General features: G+C 38.9%; 13 protein-coding genes and 2 pseudogenes. 9 read left to right on the top strand and 6 right to left on the bottom strand.

Annotation, left to right across the window (positions count from 1 at the left end):
• Positions 1–134: 134 nt before the first annotated feature.
• Positions 135–692, top strand: coding sequence for a thioredoxin family protein (locus tag VZD24_RS10595; RefSeq protein ID WP_279448764.1), 558 nt, complete (start codon positions 135–137; stop codon positions 690–692).
• A 60-nt stretch (positions 693–752) separates the two neighbouring features.
• On the opposite strand, the gene VZD24_RS10590 is transcribed toward VZD24_RS10595, so the two are convergent.
• Positions 753–1,685: a peptidylprolyl isomerase gene (locus tag VZD24_RS10590; RefSeq protein ID WP_279448765.1), complete on the bottom strand. Its 933-nt coding sequence runs from the start codon at positions 1,683–1,685 to the stop codon at positions 753–755.
• Positions 1,686–1,815: 130 nt separating this feature from the next.
• Between VZD24_RS10590 and VZD24_RS10585 the strand changes: the two genes are divergently transcribed.
• The 5 genes from VZD24_RS10585 to tnpA (VZD24_RS10565) all read left to right on the top strand — a co-directional run bounded on the left by VZD24_RS10585 (position 1,816) and on the right by tnpA (VZD24_RS10565) (position 8,087).
• Positions 1,816–2,712, top strand: coding sequence for an ABC transporter ATP-binding protein (locus VZD24_RS10585; RefSeq protein WP_279448766.1), 897 nt, complete (start codon positions 1,816–1,818; stop codon positions 2,710–2,712).
• Positions 2,713–2,717: 5 nt separating this feature from the next.
• A complete protein-coding gene (locus VZD24_RS10580) occupies positions 2,718–3,554 on the top strand; it encodes an ABC transporter permease (protein ID WP_279448768.1) in 837 nt (278 codons plus the stop codon).
• Positions 3,555–3,801: 247 nt separating this feature from the next.
• Positions 3,802–6,198, top strand: a complete 2,397-nt coding sequence (locus VZD24_RS10575; protein WP_342688803.1) for an FIDD domain-containing protein — start codon at positions 3,802–3,804, stop codon at positions 6,196–6,198.
• Between the two features lie 440 nt (positions 6,199–6,638).
• A complete protein-coding gene (tnpA, locus tag VZD24_RS10570) occupies positions 6,639–7,100 on the top strand; it encodes an IS200/IS605 family transposase (RefSeq protein ID WP_342687295.1) in 462 nt (153 codons plus the stop codon).
• 525 nt (positions 7,101–7,625) lie between these two features.
• Positions 7,626–8,087, top strand: coding sequence for an IS200/IS605 family transposase (gene tnpA, locus VZD24_RS10565; protein ID WP_279448770.1), 462 nt, complete (start codon positions 7,626–7,628; stop codon positions 8,085–8,087).
• 960 nt (positions 8,088–9,047) lie between these two features.
• Here tnpA (VZD24_RS10565) and VZD24_RS10560 read toward each other — a convergent pair.
• Together VZD24_RS10560 and VZD24_RS10555 are read right to left on the bottom strand one after the other, a co-directional pair.
• Positions 9,048–10,952: a vWA domain-containing protein gene (locus VZD24_RS10560; protein ID WP_342687294.1), complete on the bottom strand. Its 1,905-nt coding sequence runs from the start codon at positions 10,950–10,952 to the stop codon at positions 9,048–9,050.
• 166 nt (positions 10,953–11,118) lie between these two features.
• A complete protein-coding gene (locus tag VZD24_RS10555) occupies positions 11,119–11,868 on the bottom strand; it encodes a lipopolysaccharide kinase InaA family protein (RefSeq protein WP_342687293.1) in 750 nt (249 codons plus the stop codon).
• 48 nt (positions 11,869–11,916) lie between these two features.
• On the opposite strand from VZD24_RS10555, the gene VZD24_RS10550 reads away from it, so the two are divergent.
• Both VZD24_RS10550 and VZD24_RS10545 read left to right on the top strand, forming a co-directional pair.
• Positions 11,917–12,990, top strand: coding sequence for a glycosyltransferase family 9 protein (locus VZD24_RS10550; RefSeq protein ID WP_279448773.1), 1,074 nt, complete (start codon positions 11,917–11,919; stop codon positions 12,988–12,990).
• Positions 12,987–13,568 carry a class I SAM-dependent methyltransferase gene (locus VZD24_RS10545; RefSeq protein WP_342687292.1) on the top strand — a complete coding sequence of 194 codons (582 nt, stop codon included), beginning with the start codon at positions 12,987–12,989 and terminating at the stop codon, positions 13,566–13,568. The genes VZD24_RS10550 and VZD24_RS10545 overlap by 4 nt, the downstream gene beginning before the upstream one ends.
• 4 nt (positions 13,569–13,572) lie before the next feature.
• Here the strand turns inward: VZD24_RS10545 and VZD24_RS10540 are convergent.
• The 3 genes and pseudogenes from VZD24_RS10540 to VZD24_RS10530 form a co-directional block, all read right to left on the bottom strand.
• Positions 13,573–14,388, bottom strand: a pseudogene (locus VZD24_RS10540) (glycosyltransferase family 2 protein); the annotation flags it as partial.
• Between the two features lie 36 nt (positions 14,389–14,424).
• Positions 14,425–15,240 (bottom strand): annotated as a pseudogene (locus VZD24_RS10535) (glycosyltransferase family 2 protein); the annotation flags it as partial.
• Between the two features lie 18 nt (positions 15,241–15,258).
• Positions 15,259–16,218, bottom strand: coding sequence for a class I SAM-dependent methyltransferase (locus tag VZD24_RS10530; RefSeq protein ID WP_342687291.1), 960 nt, complete (start codon positions 16,216–16,218; stop codon positions 15,259–15,261).
• A gap of 55 nt (positions 16,219–16,273) precedes the next feature.
• Here VZD24_RS10530 and VZD24_RS10525 point away from each other — a divergent pair, with 55 nt between their 5' ends.
• Positions 16,274–17,011: a glycosyltransferase family 2 protein gene (locus VZD24_RS10525; RefSeq protein ID WP_342687290.1), complete on the top strand. Its 738-nt coding sequence runs from the start codon at positions 16,274–16,276 to the stop codon at positions 17,009–17,011.
• The last annotated feature ends 15 nt before the right edge of the window (positions 17,012–17,026 follow it).

Here is a 17,026-nt window from a genome sequence, read left to right as displayed (position 1 = left end):
TAACTTCTTTAATAGAATTTGAATTACTTTTTAAAACTTGTACAATTGCAGCTAACCGATATTTCATACGGCAAGTACTGCTTAAAATACGTAACTTTATTCCGTGATTTGAAATTAATATCGAAAAGAAAAAAATGGCGAGAACAGAATCTAAAATGCTTCCTTTAGGCACTGAAGCACCCGATTTCACACTAGTTGATTCGGTTACCAACAAGCCGGTTTCACTAAAACATATTCAAGGTGAAAAAGGCACTGTGGTTATGTTTATATGCAATCATTGCCCTTATGTAAAGCACGTGCTGGACGAACTTGTACGCATAAGTAATGATTATCGCGTAACTGGTTTCGGATTTGTAGCGATAAGCAGTAACGACGTTATTAAATATCCGCAAGATGCCCCCGCCGAAATGTGGCGAACTGCGCGAAAATACAACTTTTCCTTTCCGTACTTATTTGACGAAACCCAAGAAGTAGCCAAGGCTTACCACGCTGCTTGCACTCCGGATTTATATCTTTTTAATGACGAATTAGCGCTTGTATATAGGGGACAGATAGACAATAGTCGCCCGGGGAATGGTATTCCCGTAAACGGTCGCGACCTTCGTGAAGCACTGGATAATATTCTTAACAACAATCCACAACGAAAAGATCAAAAACCAAGTATGGGGTGTAATATTAAGTGGAAGGAATAAATTCAGGAGTCGTTAATTGGGGATCGGGATTCGAATTTACAAATCCCGAATCCCGAATCACTATTTTACGTCCATTAATTCAACATCAAAAATTAAGGTAGCGTTTGGAGGAATTACCCCGCCGGCACCACGTTCGCCATAACCAAGATGCGAAGGGATTACGAAACGTGCTTTATCGCCCACCTGTAACAATTGGATGCCTTCATCCCAACCGGAGATTACCTGCCCAACGCCCAATTGAAAATCGATTGGTTGTTTTCTTTTGTAAGACGAATCAAATTCAGTTCCATCAGTCAAAGCACCTTTGTAATGCACGGAAACAGTTTTTCCCTTTTCGGCTTTTTTCCCGCTTCCTTTTTGGATTATTTTATATAGCAAGCCGCTATCGGTTCTATCAAAACCTTCAGAAACTTTCTTCAGCTCTGCTTCTTGGGCTGCTTTCATCTTTGCAATTCGCTGTTCCCTTTCACCCGTAAAACTTCTAAAGGCTTCCACGGCGTTCCAGTTTTTGGCTTCTTCGCCTACACGGATAATTTCAACCTTTTGCATGGTATCGCCCTGCGCAACACTATCAACAACATCCTGACCTTCTACAACATTTCCAAAAACCGTGTGTTTGTTATCTAACCAAGGAGTAGCTACATGCGTAATAAAAAATTGGCTCCCATTACTTGCCGGTCCAGCGTTTGCCATAGAAAGTACACCCGGCGTATCGTGGCGCAGGTCTTGGTGGAATTCATCCTCAAAATTGTAACCTGGCCCTCCAGAGCCCGTTCCATTGGGATCGCCTCCTTGGATCATAAAATCTGGAATTACACGGTGAAATTTTAACCCATCGTAATACGGTGTTCCCTGTGGTTTTGCTGAATTTTCCAAGTTTCCTTCTGCCAAGGCCACAAAGTTCCCAACTGTTCCCGGGGTTTTGTCGTGAGTAAGTTTTATTAGGATTTCTCCTTTTTCGGTAGTTATTTTCACGTAGATTCCGTCTTGCATTTTTCTAAGTTTTTTAAAAGATGTGCAAAGTTACTTAATTCTAAATTTAGAATTCTAAATTGCAGTTGAAATTGTAACAAATACATTCCCCACTCGTCATACAAACAAGAACCATCCAAAAAACAATTCCGTGGAAAATATTCTCACAATAAACAATCTCACCAAAAAATTTGGATCGCTTACCGCTGTGGACAACCTTTCCTTTTCTATTGAAAAAGGTAATGTTTACGGCATCCTCGGTCCAAACGGCAGTGGAAAAAGTACCACTCTCGGTATCGTGCTGAACGTGGTAAACAAAACCGCTGGCGACTATAAATGGTTTGATGGCACCATCGATACGCACAACGCATTAAAAAAAGTAGGCGCCATTATTGAACGGCCCAACTTTTACCCGTATATGACTGCGGTCCAAAACCTGCAATTGGTCTGTAAAATAAAAGAAGTTTCTGATAAAAAGATTAACGAAAAACTGGAACTTGTTGGGTTAATAGACCGGAAAGACAGCAAGTTTAGCACTTTTTCCTTGGGGATGAAACAACGTTTGGCAATCGCTTCGGCATTGTTGAACGATCCCGAAATTTTGATATTGGATGAACCTACAAATGGCCTTGACCCGCAAGGGATTCACCAAATTAGGGAAATCATAAAAACAATTGCTTCACAGGGAACCACTATTTTATTGGCTTCACATCTATTGGACGAAGTAGAAAAAGTCTGCACACATGTAGTGATTTTAAGAAAGGGTGTTAGTTTGTATTCGGGCAGTGTAGATGGAATGATTGCAAGTCATGGATTTCTAACCATGCAGAGTAATAATATGCAATTGTTGCAAAATGCTTTGGAAGGAAACACGGCCTTTGGCACGGTAAAACGCGAAGGCGATTATCTAATCGCTTACCTAAACGCTCCAATGGATGCTTCGGAAGTAAATAAATTACTTTTTGAAAAAGGCATTACACTATCACACCTCGTAAAACGCAAGGAAAGCCTTGAAGAACAATTTCTTGAACTTACCAAACAAAACTAACCGCAATGCTACGATTATTAAATATAGAACTCCAAAAACTGCGCTATAACCGTTCAGCAAAGGTTATTTCCATTATCTATTTTATTCTTATAACCTTTATTGCCCTTATTGCTTCCATAGAATTTAATTTTGGCGATTTTCACTTTCGGGTTGCCGATCAGGGCATATTCAACTTTCCGTATATCTGGCATTTTAACACCTATGTGGCGGCAATTTTAAAACTGTTTTTAGCCATCGTGATTGTTTCCATGATGAGCAACGAATACAGTTACCGAACGCTAAAACAAAACTTGATTGACGGCCTTAGCAAGAAAGAATTTGTACTGTCTAAATTTCTTACTGTCTTGCTTTTCGCTGGTATTTCAACCGTATTTATTTTTTTGGTATCGCTTATTTTGGGTTTAAGTTTTTCAGATTATAACGAAATTGGAATCATTTTCAGCGATTTGGAATATATTGCAGCCTATTTTGTAAAATTAGTCGCCTTTTTCTCCTTCTGTCTCTTCCTTGGAGTTTTGGTAAAACGCTCCGCCTTTGCACTTGGTTTTTTAATTGTTTGGCAAATTGTGGAATGGCTTTGTTACGGTTTAATGAAATGGCAATTTTTTAAGGACACGGAAATTGCCGATACTGTTGCACAATTCTTTCCGCTAAATGCAATGGCGAATCTTATAAAAGAACCGATGAGCCGTTTGGGCGCCATTCAATCTGCCGCGAACCAATTGGGTGAAAATTTCACAAAAGATTATCAGGTAACCTGGCTTAATGTTTTGATAGTTCTTGTTTGGACTTCTCTTTTTATTTATTGGTCGTACGCCATTTTAAAGAAAAGAGATTTGTAAAACAAAGCTATAAATTAATAAATACTATTTAATTTTTTCCGCTGTGAAACTCTGCGCCTCTTAGCGAACCTCCGTGTGAAATAGCTCTAACGCAGAGTTGTTCGGAGGCAACATAGAGATGCACAGTGAACTAGTTTAATAAAAAACCTATCTTTTATAAACAATAGAGCGTCAATTTTTGTCTATATTTAGCGAACAATCAATCACTCTGTTTTCTTTGAAACGATACCTTCTTATATTTTTTTTATTGTTTTCCTCCGTTGTTTTCTCTCAGGACATTTCGCTGTACCAACAGTTTAATGGACGTTTTGACTATACCGCTTTCGGAAATACCTTAAATGTGGAGGAAAACGGCCAAGGTGGACAATGTTTTATACTTACTAGCAGCAGTGCAGACTTTCAATTACAACCTAATCAAGAAGTAGTTGCTGCATATCTGTATTGGGCGGGTTCCGGTCCGGGAGATTTCAATGTTACCTTCAATCAAGTTCCAATTATTGCAGAACGCACTTTTAATGTTACTTACAATAGTGGCGGTAATGATTATATCTATTTCTCGGCTTTTGCCGATGTTACGCAGCAAATTCAATCTACCGGCAATGGCAATTACACCCTTGCCGATTTAGATCTTACCTTCATAATTCCGGCCTATTGCAGTCCGCCGGGCTCGGGTACAAATTTTGGCGGCTGGGCGGTGACGGTGGTTTATGAAGACCCGTCGCTTCCCAATAACCAACTAAATGTTTTTGATGGGTTGGAAAGTGTTTCTCGCAATAACCAAACGCTCGAAATTACCCTGGATAATTTAATGGTTTTAGATTCGCAGGGAGCAAAAATTGGCTTTCTTGCTTGGGAAGGCGACAGCCAATTGGCCGTGAACGAAACCCTTCGTATAAATGGAAACATTCTTAGCAATCCCCCGCTAAACCCTGCAGATAACGCCTTTAACGGCACCAATAGTTTTACTGGCAGCGATGTGCTTTACAATATGGATATTGATGTGTACCCTATTTCAAATTATATAAATCCGGGCGATACTTCGGCAACAGTTCAACTTACCAGCGGGCAGGATTTTGTAATGGTGAACAACATAATTACCGTTTTAAATACCGAACTGCCCGATGCAACAATTTCAATAGACAATATAATAGGTGGCACCGAATGTGGCAACCGGGAACTTAGTGTAGATTACACGGTTTATAATCTTAACAGCACTGAAGCCTTGCCCGCCGGAACGCCTATTGCTTTTTATGCGAATGAATTCTTGGTTGCGCAAACTGCGACCGTAGCAATAATTCCTATTGACGGGGAAGAAAGTGGAACGATTACGTTTACAGTTCCCAGCAATATTGAAGCAGATTTTATTCTGAAAGCTGTAGTAGACGATACTGGAAACGGCACCGGAATTGTACACGAAATAAACGAAGATAACAACGAAGACCAAACACCTATTCATCTACTAGTAAACCCAATTATTACAGGCCTTCACAACTTAGAAACCTGTGATGTTATAGGGGAAGAATATTTCAATTTAAACGAAGCTACTTCCGAAATAGATCCCTTGTACGAGCTGAGTTTTCACCTTTCGGAAGTAGATGCACAAAACAACGAAAACCCAATTACTAATCCCGAAAACTTTCAAAATACCGAAAATCCGCAGACTATTTACATTCGTATTTCAAACTCAGATTGTTTTTTAACGGCGAGTTTTACGGTTGAAGTTGTCCCCTGCCCGCTCCCAGATGCTACTATTGTAATTTCAGAAGTTTCAGCATGTCGCAATAGGGTTTTACCATTACCATTCACAGTTTATAATTTGCAAGCTACAGGGCCACTTCCTGCAAATACTTCCATAGCATTTTATGTTGAAAACGTGCTGTTGGCACTTTCACAAACAAGGCAGAGTATTCCCATAGGCGGGAGCGAAAATGGCGAAGTAGCACTCCTCTTGCCCAACGGTTTGCCAAATACTTTTACAATTACAGCGATAGTTGATGATGACGGCAATGGCAATGGTACTGTTGAAGAACTTCGGGAGGACAACAATAGTTTTACGCAAGTTATTTCCTTTGAAAGCATCCCTCCCATTCCCAGTTTACCAAATCTTTTAAAATGCGACAAAGGGTTTGACACCGCAATTTTCGACTTAACCCAGCAGGATGATTTAATTAGAATGGGGCCGGAAGATGTGGTGCTATATTTCACTACCGCCGAAGATGCCCTGCAAAATGCAAACCCCATTACAAATCCAACCGAATATGAAAATGAAACAGATCCGCAGACCATATATGTTCGTCTAGAAAACGAAATCTGCTTTGCCACATCCTCCTTTTTATTGACAACTGAAAACTGCGCTCCCTTTATCCCGCAAGGCTTTTCACCAAATGGCGATGGTATAAACGATACTTTTGAAATAAGTAATCTACTGAACATTTACGAAAACTTTGAATTGCATATTTACTCCCGTGATGGCAATTTAATTCACACAGCCCATAATGCCGATGGCTTTTGGGATGGCATAGCTACACAAGGATTATTGTTCACAGGAAGCGTCGTTCCCGTAGGCACTTATTACTATGTGCTAATTTTAAATGACCCGAAATATCCAGAACCATTTATTGGTTGGGTTTATGTGAATTATTGATTTTTTAGAATTATATTTTATTGTGTTTTAATCGTGAACATTTGTTATACCTAACCGCACAATAAGACCTCTTTTCGTACCTTTTGCTACCCATATGTTGTCCCTAATAGAGCATAATATAGGCATATTATGATTTCGAAAAGAAGTGAAACCTGTTTTGTAAAGACTATATTTGAATAAAATCGACAAACCAACAAAAGTATATCTTATCCCGTTAGAGGCGCCATATCGGTAAAAGAAAAAACCAAATCAAAAACTAATCGTGTCAGCAGAAAATACGGGTAAACAAATAACGCGAGAAAGCCTGTCCCGTTAGGGACAAAATATGGGTAAAAGCGTCCAAATCAAAAACCAAAAACTTGTCCCGTTAGGGACAACATATGTGTAACCAACACAACAAACTAAAGAACCTTTCCTTTTAGGGAGAAAACATCAGTAAAATGGCAAATACTTATACACAAATTCACATTCAGGTCATTTTTGCAGTACAGAACAGACAGAGCCTGATAAAACCGCAGTGGAAAGATGAGTTATACAAGTATATCACAGGGATAGTTCAAAGTTACAACCATAAGGTTTTACAGATAAATGGAATGCCAGACCACATCCACATCCTTTTTGGAATGCGCCCCACGCAGTCGATTTCTGATTTGATGAAAAAATTAAAACAAGATTCCTCAAAATGGATAAACAATAGAGGATTTGTAAACGGAAAATTTTCCTGGCAAGAGGGTTATGGTGCATTTTCATATTCAAGATCACATGTTCCAAAGGTCATTAAATATATTGCAAATCAAGAGGAGCATCATAAATCAAAAACATTCGGTGAGGAATATTTGGAAATATTAAAAGAATCAGGAATCGATTACGATGAACGTTATATTTTGAAATCAATAACATAATATATGCTGTACCTAACGGCACAGAAAAACATTTTCCTTACAATTTCTACCTATATATCGTCCCTAACGGGACATTAAATAGCACATTTAAGGTGTCAGAAAATAACGAATCCTGAACCGTTAACGATCCACAGGCTGGGTATGGAATAATAATTTTTAAAATAATTCATGATCGTTACAATACGCTGCCTAACGGCACAGAAAACATTTTCCCTCCAATTTCTACCGATATATTGTCCCTAACGGGACATTAAATAGCACATTTAAGGTGTCAGAAAATAACGAATCCTGAACCGTTAACGATCCACAGGCTGGGTATGGAATAATAATTTTTAAAATAATTCATCTCGTCAGCAGAAAATACGGGTAAACAAATAACGCGAGAAAGCCTGTCCCGTTAGGGACAAAATATGGGTAAAAGCGTCCAAATCAAAAACCAAAAACTTGTCCCGTTAGGGACAACATATGTGTAACCAACACAACAAACTAAAGAACCTTTCCTTTTAGGGAGAAAACATCAGTAAAATGGCAAATACTTATACACAAATTCACATTCAGGTAATTTTTGCAGTACAGAACAGACAGAGCCTGATAAAACCGCAGTGGAAAGATGAGTTATACAAGTATATCACAGGGATAGTTCAAAGTTACAACCATAAGGTTTTACAGATAAATGGAATGCCAGACCACATCCACATCCTTTTTGGAATGCGCCCCACGCAGTCGATTTCTGATTTGATGAAAAAATTAAAACAAGATTCCTCAAAATGGATAAACAATAAAGGATTTGTAAACGGAAAATTTTCCTGGCAAGAGGGTTATGGTGCATTTTCATATTCAAGATCACATGTTCCAAAGGTCATTAAATATATTGCAAATCAAGAGGAGCATCATAAGTCAAAAACATTCGGTGAGGAATATTTGGAAATATTAAAAGAATCAGGAATCGATTACGATGAACGTTATATTTTGAAATCAATAACATAATATATGCTGTACCTAACGGCACAGAAAAACATTTTCCTTACAATTTCTACCTATATATCGTCCCTAACGGGACATTAAATAGCACATTTAAGGTGTCAGAAAATAACGAATCCTGAACCGTTAACGATCCACAGGCTGGGTATGGAATAATAATTTTTAAAATAATTCATAATCGTTACAATACGCTGCCTAACGGCACAGAAAACATTTTCCCTCCAATTTCTACCGATATATTGTCCCTAACGGGACATTAAATAGCACATTTAAGGTGTCAGAAAATAACGAATCCTGAACCGTTAACGATCCACAGGCTGGGTATGGAATAATAATTTTTAAAATAATTCATGATCGTTAAAATACGCTGCCTAACGGCACAGAAAACATTTTCCCTCCAATTTCTACCGATATATTGTCCCTAACGAGACATTAAATAGCACAATAGATAGACATTTATGGTGTCAGAAAATAGCGAATCTCGAACCGTTAACGATCCACAGGCTGGGTATGGAATAATAATTTTTAAAATAATTCATGATCGTTACAATACGCTGCCTAACGGCACAGAAAAACATTTTCCCTCCAATTTCTACCTATATATCGTCCCTAACGGGACATTAAATAGCACATTTAAGGTGTCAGAAAATAACGAATCCTGAACCGTTAACGATCCACAGGCTGGGTATGGAATAATAATTTATTAAAACAATTCATCTCGTCAGCAGAAAATGCGGGTAAACAACTAACGCGAGAAAGCCTGTCCCGTTAGGGACAAAATATGGGTAAAAGCGTCTAAATCAAAAAACAAAAACTTGTCCCGCTAGGGACAGCATATGGGTAACCGCTATAATACACGAAAAAACCTATCCCATTACGAAAATAAATTTGGGTAAAGTAAAAAGAGCGCTTTCGCGCCCCCTTCTTCAAAAAAACCAAACCACCAATCAAGATTTGCGTTCAGGATTATTTACTACTTTTCACCAAGCGGATAAACTCGGCTCGGTAGCCGTCTTTGTCGGTTCCCTTGCCCGCTTCGGCCAAAGCAATTACGTCTGCTTTCTTTTTGGTGTCAATAAACTCCGAATTGCGAAGCTGCATCCCGAAAAGTGCCACTGCTGCCGAAAACTTTAAATCTTCTGAAGCATTTTCTATAGTGCTATTTTCATCTTTCACCGTTTTTACAATGAGTTTACTCACATCGCCATCGGGTTCCTTATAGCGAAATTTTACTGTGAGCATTTCGTCTGTGTAATTTTCTGTAACCTGTTTCGTGTATTTCAAATTATCGATATCTTTCAAATACTTACTATTTATTCCAACCGGGATTATTTCATATAAAGCCGTTACGGTGTGGCCGCTACCCAATTCGCCAGCATCTTTGGTGTCGTCTTTAAAATCTTCATCGTTCAGCAATCGGTTTTCGTAGCCAATTAATCGGTAGGCTTGCACTTTTGCAGGATTGAATTCTACTTGAATTTTTACATCTTTCGCAATGGTGTAAAGCGTTCCAAAAAACTCTGTACCCAGCACTTTCTGAGCTTCTTGCATAGTATCAATATAAGCGTGGTTTCCGTTGCCTTTATCGGCTAAGGTCTCCAATTTGCTGTCTTTGTAATTCCCCATTCCAAAACCTAAACAGGTTAGGAATACACCGCTTTTGCGCTTTTCTTCTATTAAGTTTTCCATGGAACGGTCGCTGGATTTACCCACGTTAAAATCGCCATCGGTAGCAAGTATAACTCGGTTATTTCCATCTTTGCTGAAATTTTCAGTGGCAATTTTATATGCCAACTCAATGCCAGCTCCGCCAGCAGTAGAACCGCCAGCTCTTAAGTTTTCAATAGCATTTCTTATTAGCTGCTTTTCCGCACCGGAAGTTGGAGGCAGCACCAATCCCGCCGCCCCTGCATAAACCACAATGGCGACTTTGTCTTTTTCACGCAACCGGTCCACCAGTACATTTAGGGCAGCTTTTAGCAATGGTAATTTGTTGGGCGAATCCATAGATCCGGAGACGTCTAATAGGAATACCAAGTTTGAGGGCGGCACATTTTCCAAGGAAATATCCTTTCCTTTTAAACCAATCCGCACCAATTTGGCATCTGCATTCCATGGCGAATTAACCATATCTGCCGTTATTGAGAAAGGATCCTTTCCGCTGGGTTGTGGGTAATTATATGCAAAGTAGTTTACCATTTCTTCAATCTTTACGGCGTCCTCAGGTACTTTTTGCCCGTTGTTGAGCATACGGCGAATATTGCTATAACCCGCTTTGTCTACATCAATTGAAAAGGTTGAAAGCGGTGCGGTGGTAACACTTTTAAAGATATTTTCCTCTATGCGGCTATAAGATTCGTTTTCGGAAACGGGGTTTGAAATATTGGAAGATGTTCCACGAATAACAAAAGTGGGTGACGCTCCTACATTACTATTTGTTACTTTAACTCCTGCTGCTTTGCCCTGCAATTTACTCTCCAAATTTGCAGTACGGCTCCTATTTCTTCGAATTCCATACCCTTTTGCATTTCGTATGGCATCATTATTTACAGAATATGCCGTAACAACAACTTCACTTAAACTAGCACTGGGCAGCAATGAAACATCTATAATTTTGTTTGTTCCTACTCGCACTTCTTGGGTTTCAAAACCTACGTACGAATAAACCAGTGTTTGTCCTAGTTGCGCTTCAATGGAATAACGCCCATCAAAATCTGTTTGTGTGCCGGTGCTGTTGCCCCTAATTATAACGTTTGCTCCCGGCAGTGGCAGTCCGCCGTCATCGGTTACTGTGCCGCTTATGGCAACGTTCTGTGCATGCAGTTGGAATCCCAACAATGCTATTGCTAAAAATGTGAATAATGCTTTCATACTATGTGGTTTTAGTGTTAAACTTGAAGTAAAACTACCACGCGAGAAGGCATTATAAAATAAGCAATGAGCGAACGGGAGGTTTGAATGAGGGAAGTATGGGTGTAAGTAATTTAAATTTGAAATAGTAAAAGGCTTCAAACATTTAATCAAGTGTAACAATAAATTATCGCTTGCGCCTTCGCAGTTTTTTACTGTTTATTTTTTTCTGGAATGCCCTGCTGTGCTTCAACATTAATTGGTGTGTTTCTGAGTAAGTCTTGCCGTAAAGTTTGGCATATTCCGCAGCCATTATTTTTACCATTGTTTTTGAAAGCCACAACCTGCGGAAATTGTGCATACGCTTTTCAAAAGTCATTTCCTCAAAACGCATCCGGTTTAAATCAATTAAATAAAATTCGTAATTGTCGTTTCCGTTGTCCATTATCAGCGTATTTCCTGGCGAATGATCCAAAAAATTAACGCCGTTTTCATGGAGCTTAAAAGTGAATTGTGTAAACTGATTTAAAATTTCTTTACGCTTTTTAAATTGCGGATTGTGGATAAGTTCACGAAAATCAAAATCGTAATTAACCTGTTCGCTTACATAAAAACTCTCTTTTAGCCCGCCAGAAAAACGTTCAAAATAAGCGACGGGAAAAGGTGTTTTTATTCCAAAGCCAATCAGTTTTAGGGCGTATTCATAGGAGCGTTTCGCCTTACTTTTTCGCAAATATTGATAAACTTGGGATTGAAAGACATTCGGCGTTTTAAACTTTTTTATATTTAATGAATTACCTTCAACAACCACCGTTTTTATAACATTGCGCTCCCCTTTGGTTACGTATTCCCCTTTTTTGGAAAAATTGTTAAGCACATGGCGTAGCTTTGTAGCCATTTGCGAATAATCTGGGTGAATAACAAAATTTTCCTGCATTTTTAAAGAAGATAAAACCAAAAAAGGTATTTTGCGAAGGTAATCTATATGAAGAAAATTCTCGTTATACAAAACAAAAGAATTGGCGATGTTCTAATTAGCTCCGTCATTGCCAACAATATAAAAAAAGTCTTCCCACAAAGTGAAGTAACTTATTTTGTGTATGATTATACCACAGGCGTATTGGAGCAAAACCCAAATATAGACCGCGTAATTTCAGTAAAGGAAAAGGAACTTAAAAAATTCCCGAAACTGTTACAGACCATTGCAAAAATTAAAAAGGAGAAATACGATATTATTTTTGATCCGTATTCAAAATTCCAAAGTAGGATGATCTGTTTGTTTTCTGGCGCCGAATACCGCATTGGCTTAAAACGGGCACACAAGGAATTAAAACTTCCTTTTTACACCCACCCCATTAGCTTTTTGGATCATCGTTCCAAAAATTGTGGCAAGGCAATTGAAGACCGAATTAATATGATTGCTTCGGTTTTCGATTTAAAAGCACCCGAATACGCCCCAAAAATATTCTTAACTGAAGAAGAAACAAAATACTCCAAAGTCCATTCCCTTCAAAAACCAATAATAATGTTGGGCATTTTGGGCAGCACGCCGCAAAAATCAATGCCGTACGATTATATGGTTGAAATAATAGATTTTATTACCGCGCATTACAAAGCCACGATTCTTTTTAACTATGCACCGCACCAAAAAGAAGAAGCGTTAAAGGTTTACGAAATGTGCCAAAATAAAGACCAAATAAATCTTGATATTTACGAAGATTCAATCCGCGGATTTATAAAACTGATGAACCAATGCGACCTTTTGGTTTCCAACGAAGGTGGCAGTGTACATATTACAAAAGCGCTTAAAAAGCCCACATTTACCATTTATTCGCCTTATGTAAACAAGGAACATTGGTGTAGTTTTGAAGATGGCGACCAGCACGATTCCATACATTTACTGGAAGAAAAACCCAATCTCTTCAGCAGTTTTACATTAGAAGAGCGAAGACGCATTGAGCAAGACCCGCATTCGCTCTACAAACAATTGACCCCCGAAATGATTTTTGAAAAGCTAAAGCCATTTTTGGCACATCACCTCCAAAAAACCCATAGATGAATTTACTCGACAAATTTCATAATTGGAGACGCAAACAACGGTGGAACCGCCAATATAAAAAAGGACGCTGGGAAAGCTTGCGGAGCGAAAAAGAAGCCAGTCGCTACCATAAGATCATTGAATTTATCAATCGTTTTTCACCTGAAAATCCCAGTATTTTAGATATTGGTTGCGGCGATGGTTTGCTCACCGAACGGATGGCTCCAGAAGCGTGTTCTTACTTTTTGGGATTGGATTTTTCAAAAGAATCCATAAAAATAGCTTCCAAAAAGAAATTGCCAAAAGCTGAATTTCTTGCTGCCGATGCCGTAAAATTCCAACCGCAACAAGATTTTGATGTAATCGTTTTTAACGAAGCTTTTTACTATATCCACGAAACGGAGAAGCAAAATGTTTTAGATAGAATGTTGAAGAGCCTCACAAAAGACGGAATTATTATAACCTCCATTTATCGGGAAGGTCACGGCTGCTGGGAATATTTTAAGGAAGATAAAAGGTTGAAAGAACTCGATTTTACTACAGTAACTACCGATGAAGAACTCCGGTATTGGAAAATTGGCGTTTATAAAAAGAAATGAAATATCAATTGGCGGCGTCAGTTTCCTTTTCGGTGGACACAATACCGTAATTTGTCCAAACCCGCTTCTCCTTTTTTGTCACTCTCCGGATGGCTTTGTTTTTAATAAACATTTCCTTTCGCACATAACCGCGTTCATGGTCCAGATGCAGGGTAACGGTACTATACCTAATTTGTAGTGGTTTTATACCGTAATTCATTAAACGCTCGCCCATTTCGCGATCTTCACCACCGTATTGCATCCGCTCGTCAAAGCCATTAACGGCAAGTACATCCTTTTTCCAACCCGAGGCATTATTGCCATCCCAAGTAGCGCTGGTAGGGGTAAAAGTGTTTAAAATATCTTCCTTTAGGCCGTAGGAAGTCAGTTTGTTTATTTTAAAGGTTTTCTTTAGGCCGTGTTTTAAGAGCCATTTCGCATTAAAGCAGCGTTGGGTTTCAATATCTTCCCGAGTAATTTGTTTTGAAATTTTCATCGATAATTTAAAATATCCTGCGGAAAGAAAACAACCCGGACGGCTCAATCCCAAGTGGGTTGAAACCAAATCGTTTCTCGGAATACAGTCGCCATCGGTAAAAATTAAATATTCGCCCTTAGCCACTTTTATGGCTTTATTTAAAATTTTCGTTTTTTGGAAACCGTGGTCCTCTTGCCACACATGTTTTATTTGCAATGACGAATTCGCAATAAAAGAATCTATCAAATGCTTGGTTTCTTCCGTAGAACCATCGTCGGCAATTATTATTTCAAAATTCTTTTCCAGTTGTTGTTCAAATCCCCAAAGCGCTTTTTTAAGCCATTCCGGCTGATTGTAGGTACTTACAATTACCGAAACAAAAGGAGCTATATTGTCGTCCTTTACAATTCCGAAGGGTGTCCATTGCTTTTTTTTATCGCGCGTTTGTTTACGGATCGCCAAATTTTTATTGATGGAATCTTCGTTTTTATAGCCCCGCGGATGATCTAAATGAAGCACCACTGCGTTATAGCGAATCTGTTTACTTTTAATTCCAGAATTCATCAATCGCTCGCCAAGCTCACGGTCCTGCCCGCCGTATTGCATGCGCTCATCAAAACCGTTTACGGCAATGATATCCTTTTTCCAACCCGAAGCATTGTGTCCGTTCCAACTGGCGTTTGTGGGCGTAAATCTGTTGAGAAGAAATGCTTTAAATGGTCCAGAATACAGCTTGTTATTTTTAAATGAAGATTGTAAGCCGTGCTTTTTAAGCCAGGAAACGTCAAAACATTTTTCAGAATAAATATCATCTTTGGTAATATCTTTAGAAATACCCAAGGGTAGCATAAAATACCCGCCCGATAAAAAATAGCCTTCCTCGCGATATTTTACGTGCTGCTCCACAAAATCCTTTCGCGGAATACAGTCGCCATCGCTCATAATAATATATTCGGTATTGCATTGCTGAATTGCCTTATTGAGAATCTGTGATTTTTGAAAACCTTTGTCTTCATGCCAAACGTGAATTATGGGGTAAAACATTTCGGCCTCCAACCTTTTTAATAGCTGCCGCGTCTCGTCGTTAGAGCCATCATCTGCAATTACAACCTCAAACTGTCTGTATGTCTGATTGTTATACCCATAGAGTACTTTTTCCAGCCATTCGCAGGAATTGTAGGTACTGATAATTACCGAAGTATCAATTACAGTCATAGTTTGGCAAAGATAAAGTTATTTCTTGCGTAAATAAAAAGCCGCCTGATCGCCACTTTTTTCTTTGTTGAGTTGTTTGGCCTTTTGACCGTATTGATAATTTTGAACTTTACGCTGAAGCGAAGCCGAAAAACCTTTTGCCTTTGGCGCCGAAAGCGGAATATCCTTTATATATTTTTCGCTTCCCGTAAACTGGAAGTGGGTAGAATCGTATTCAACTTTATACAAATCAAAATTAGACTTGTTTGCCAGTAGCTGCATGCTTTTTTGGGAATGAAGAAAAAAGTGCCGGGGCGCATCCAACTGAACCCAATTAACGCCATAATGCTTCCAGGCAAAGGAAGAAACCGTTGGAATACGAATAATGCAAACGCCGCCGGGAGCAAGTAGTTCGTGTACTTTCTGAAGGTTCTCCAATGGGTCGGGCAGATGTTCAAAGGCGTGATGATATGTTATTATATCAAATGTGCCATCCATATCAAACACACTGCTTTTCTTTATGGTAAGCCCGTTTTCATATTGAATTGTTTCCTTTAAATACGGGTCGCATCCCATTACGTTTTTGAACCCGACTTCCGCCAGCGGATACACAAAATTGCGGCCATTTCCACAACCCACATCAAGAATACGAGTTATTTTTGTTACATCGAGGTCGTTAAAAATTTCATATTCCTTTTTTCCAATTAAATGGGCCAAAGTATTTTTATAGACGGTTCCACCTATCGCAGCATATTCGTACTGCTTCTTTTTTATGGCGCCTTTTGCTCCTTCAAATTTCTTACCGTCATAGGTGTCGAAACTGTAATAATCCCCTGGATAATATTTACCCATATCTGCTGGAAATTCACTAATCTGCAAACAACCGCAATTGGAACATTCAAAATATTCAAAAGTTTCCCGCAGGCCGTACATCATTTCTTTTGCTGTAAAAGTTTTGTTTTCTTCGGAATTGCCACATATTCTGCAAGTGTTTGCCATAAAGCGAATTTAATTTTAAGCATCAAAGATAAAGTTATTTACTAATTTTGCTGTAATGGCGAAACTTTCAGTTATCATCCCAACTTTCAACGAAGAAGCATATATTGAAGACGCCCTGTTTTCAGTTGCTTTCGCCGATGAAATTATTGTAATTGATTCCTTCAGCACCGATAATACTCCAGAAATTGCCAAGAAATACGCCACCAAGTTTCTTCAGCGAAAGTTTGATAATTTTTCAAATCAGAAAAATTTCGCTTTAAAAGAAGCTACTGGCGACTGGGTTTTATTTTTGGATGCCGATGAACGGGTAACACATTCTTTGGAAACTGAAATTAAAGCAACCCTTCAAAATCCAAAGCACGGTGGTTACAAAATAAATTTTCCGCATTTTTATATGAACCGTTTTCTCTATCATCACAGCGATGACGTGCTTCGGCTCGTAAAACGTGAAGGTGCGCAATATGCCGGCTCGGTACACGAAAAACTTACTTGCAATGGTAGCGTCGGAAAGCTGAAAAACAAAATGCTCCATTTTACCTATAAAGGATTGGAGAATTACATCTCAAAAAAAGAATCGTACGCTTGGTTTCAAGCACAGCAACAGTTTGAAAAAGGTAAAAAAGCAACGTGGCTCCATCTTTTATTTAAACCGAGCTACCGGTTTTTTCGTTCCTTTATTTTAAAGGGCGGGTTCCGTGATGGCGTTCCGGGAATGACGGTTGCTGCCGTGAATGCTTATGGCGTTTTTGAACGTTACGTAAAATTGATGCTGCTTCAAAAAGGGATGCGTTAATCAGTCCCCCTAACC

It is taken from the genome of Aequorivita flava (assembly GCF_038742595.1).
Classification (GTDB): domain Bacteria; phylum Bacteroidota; class Bacteroidia; order Flavobacteriales; family Flavobacteriaceae; genus Aequorivita; species Aequorivita marisscotiae.
This window is presented reverse-complemented; position numbering and strand designations above follow the sequence as displayed.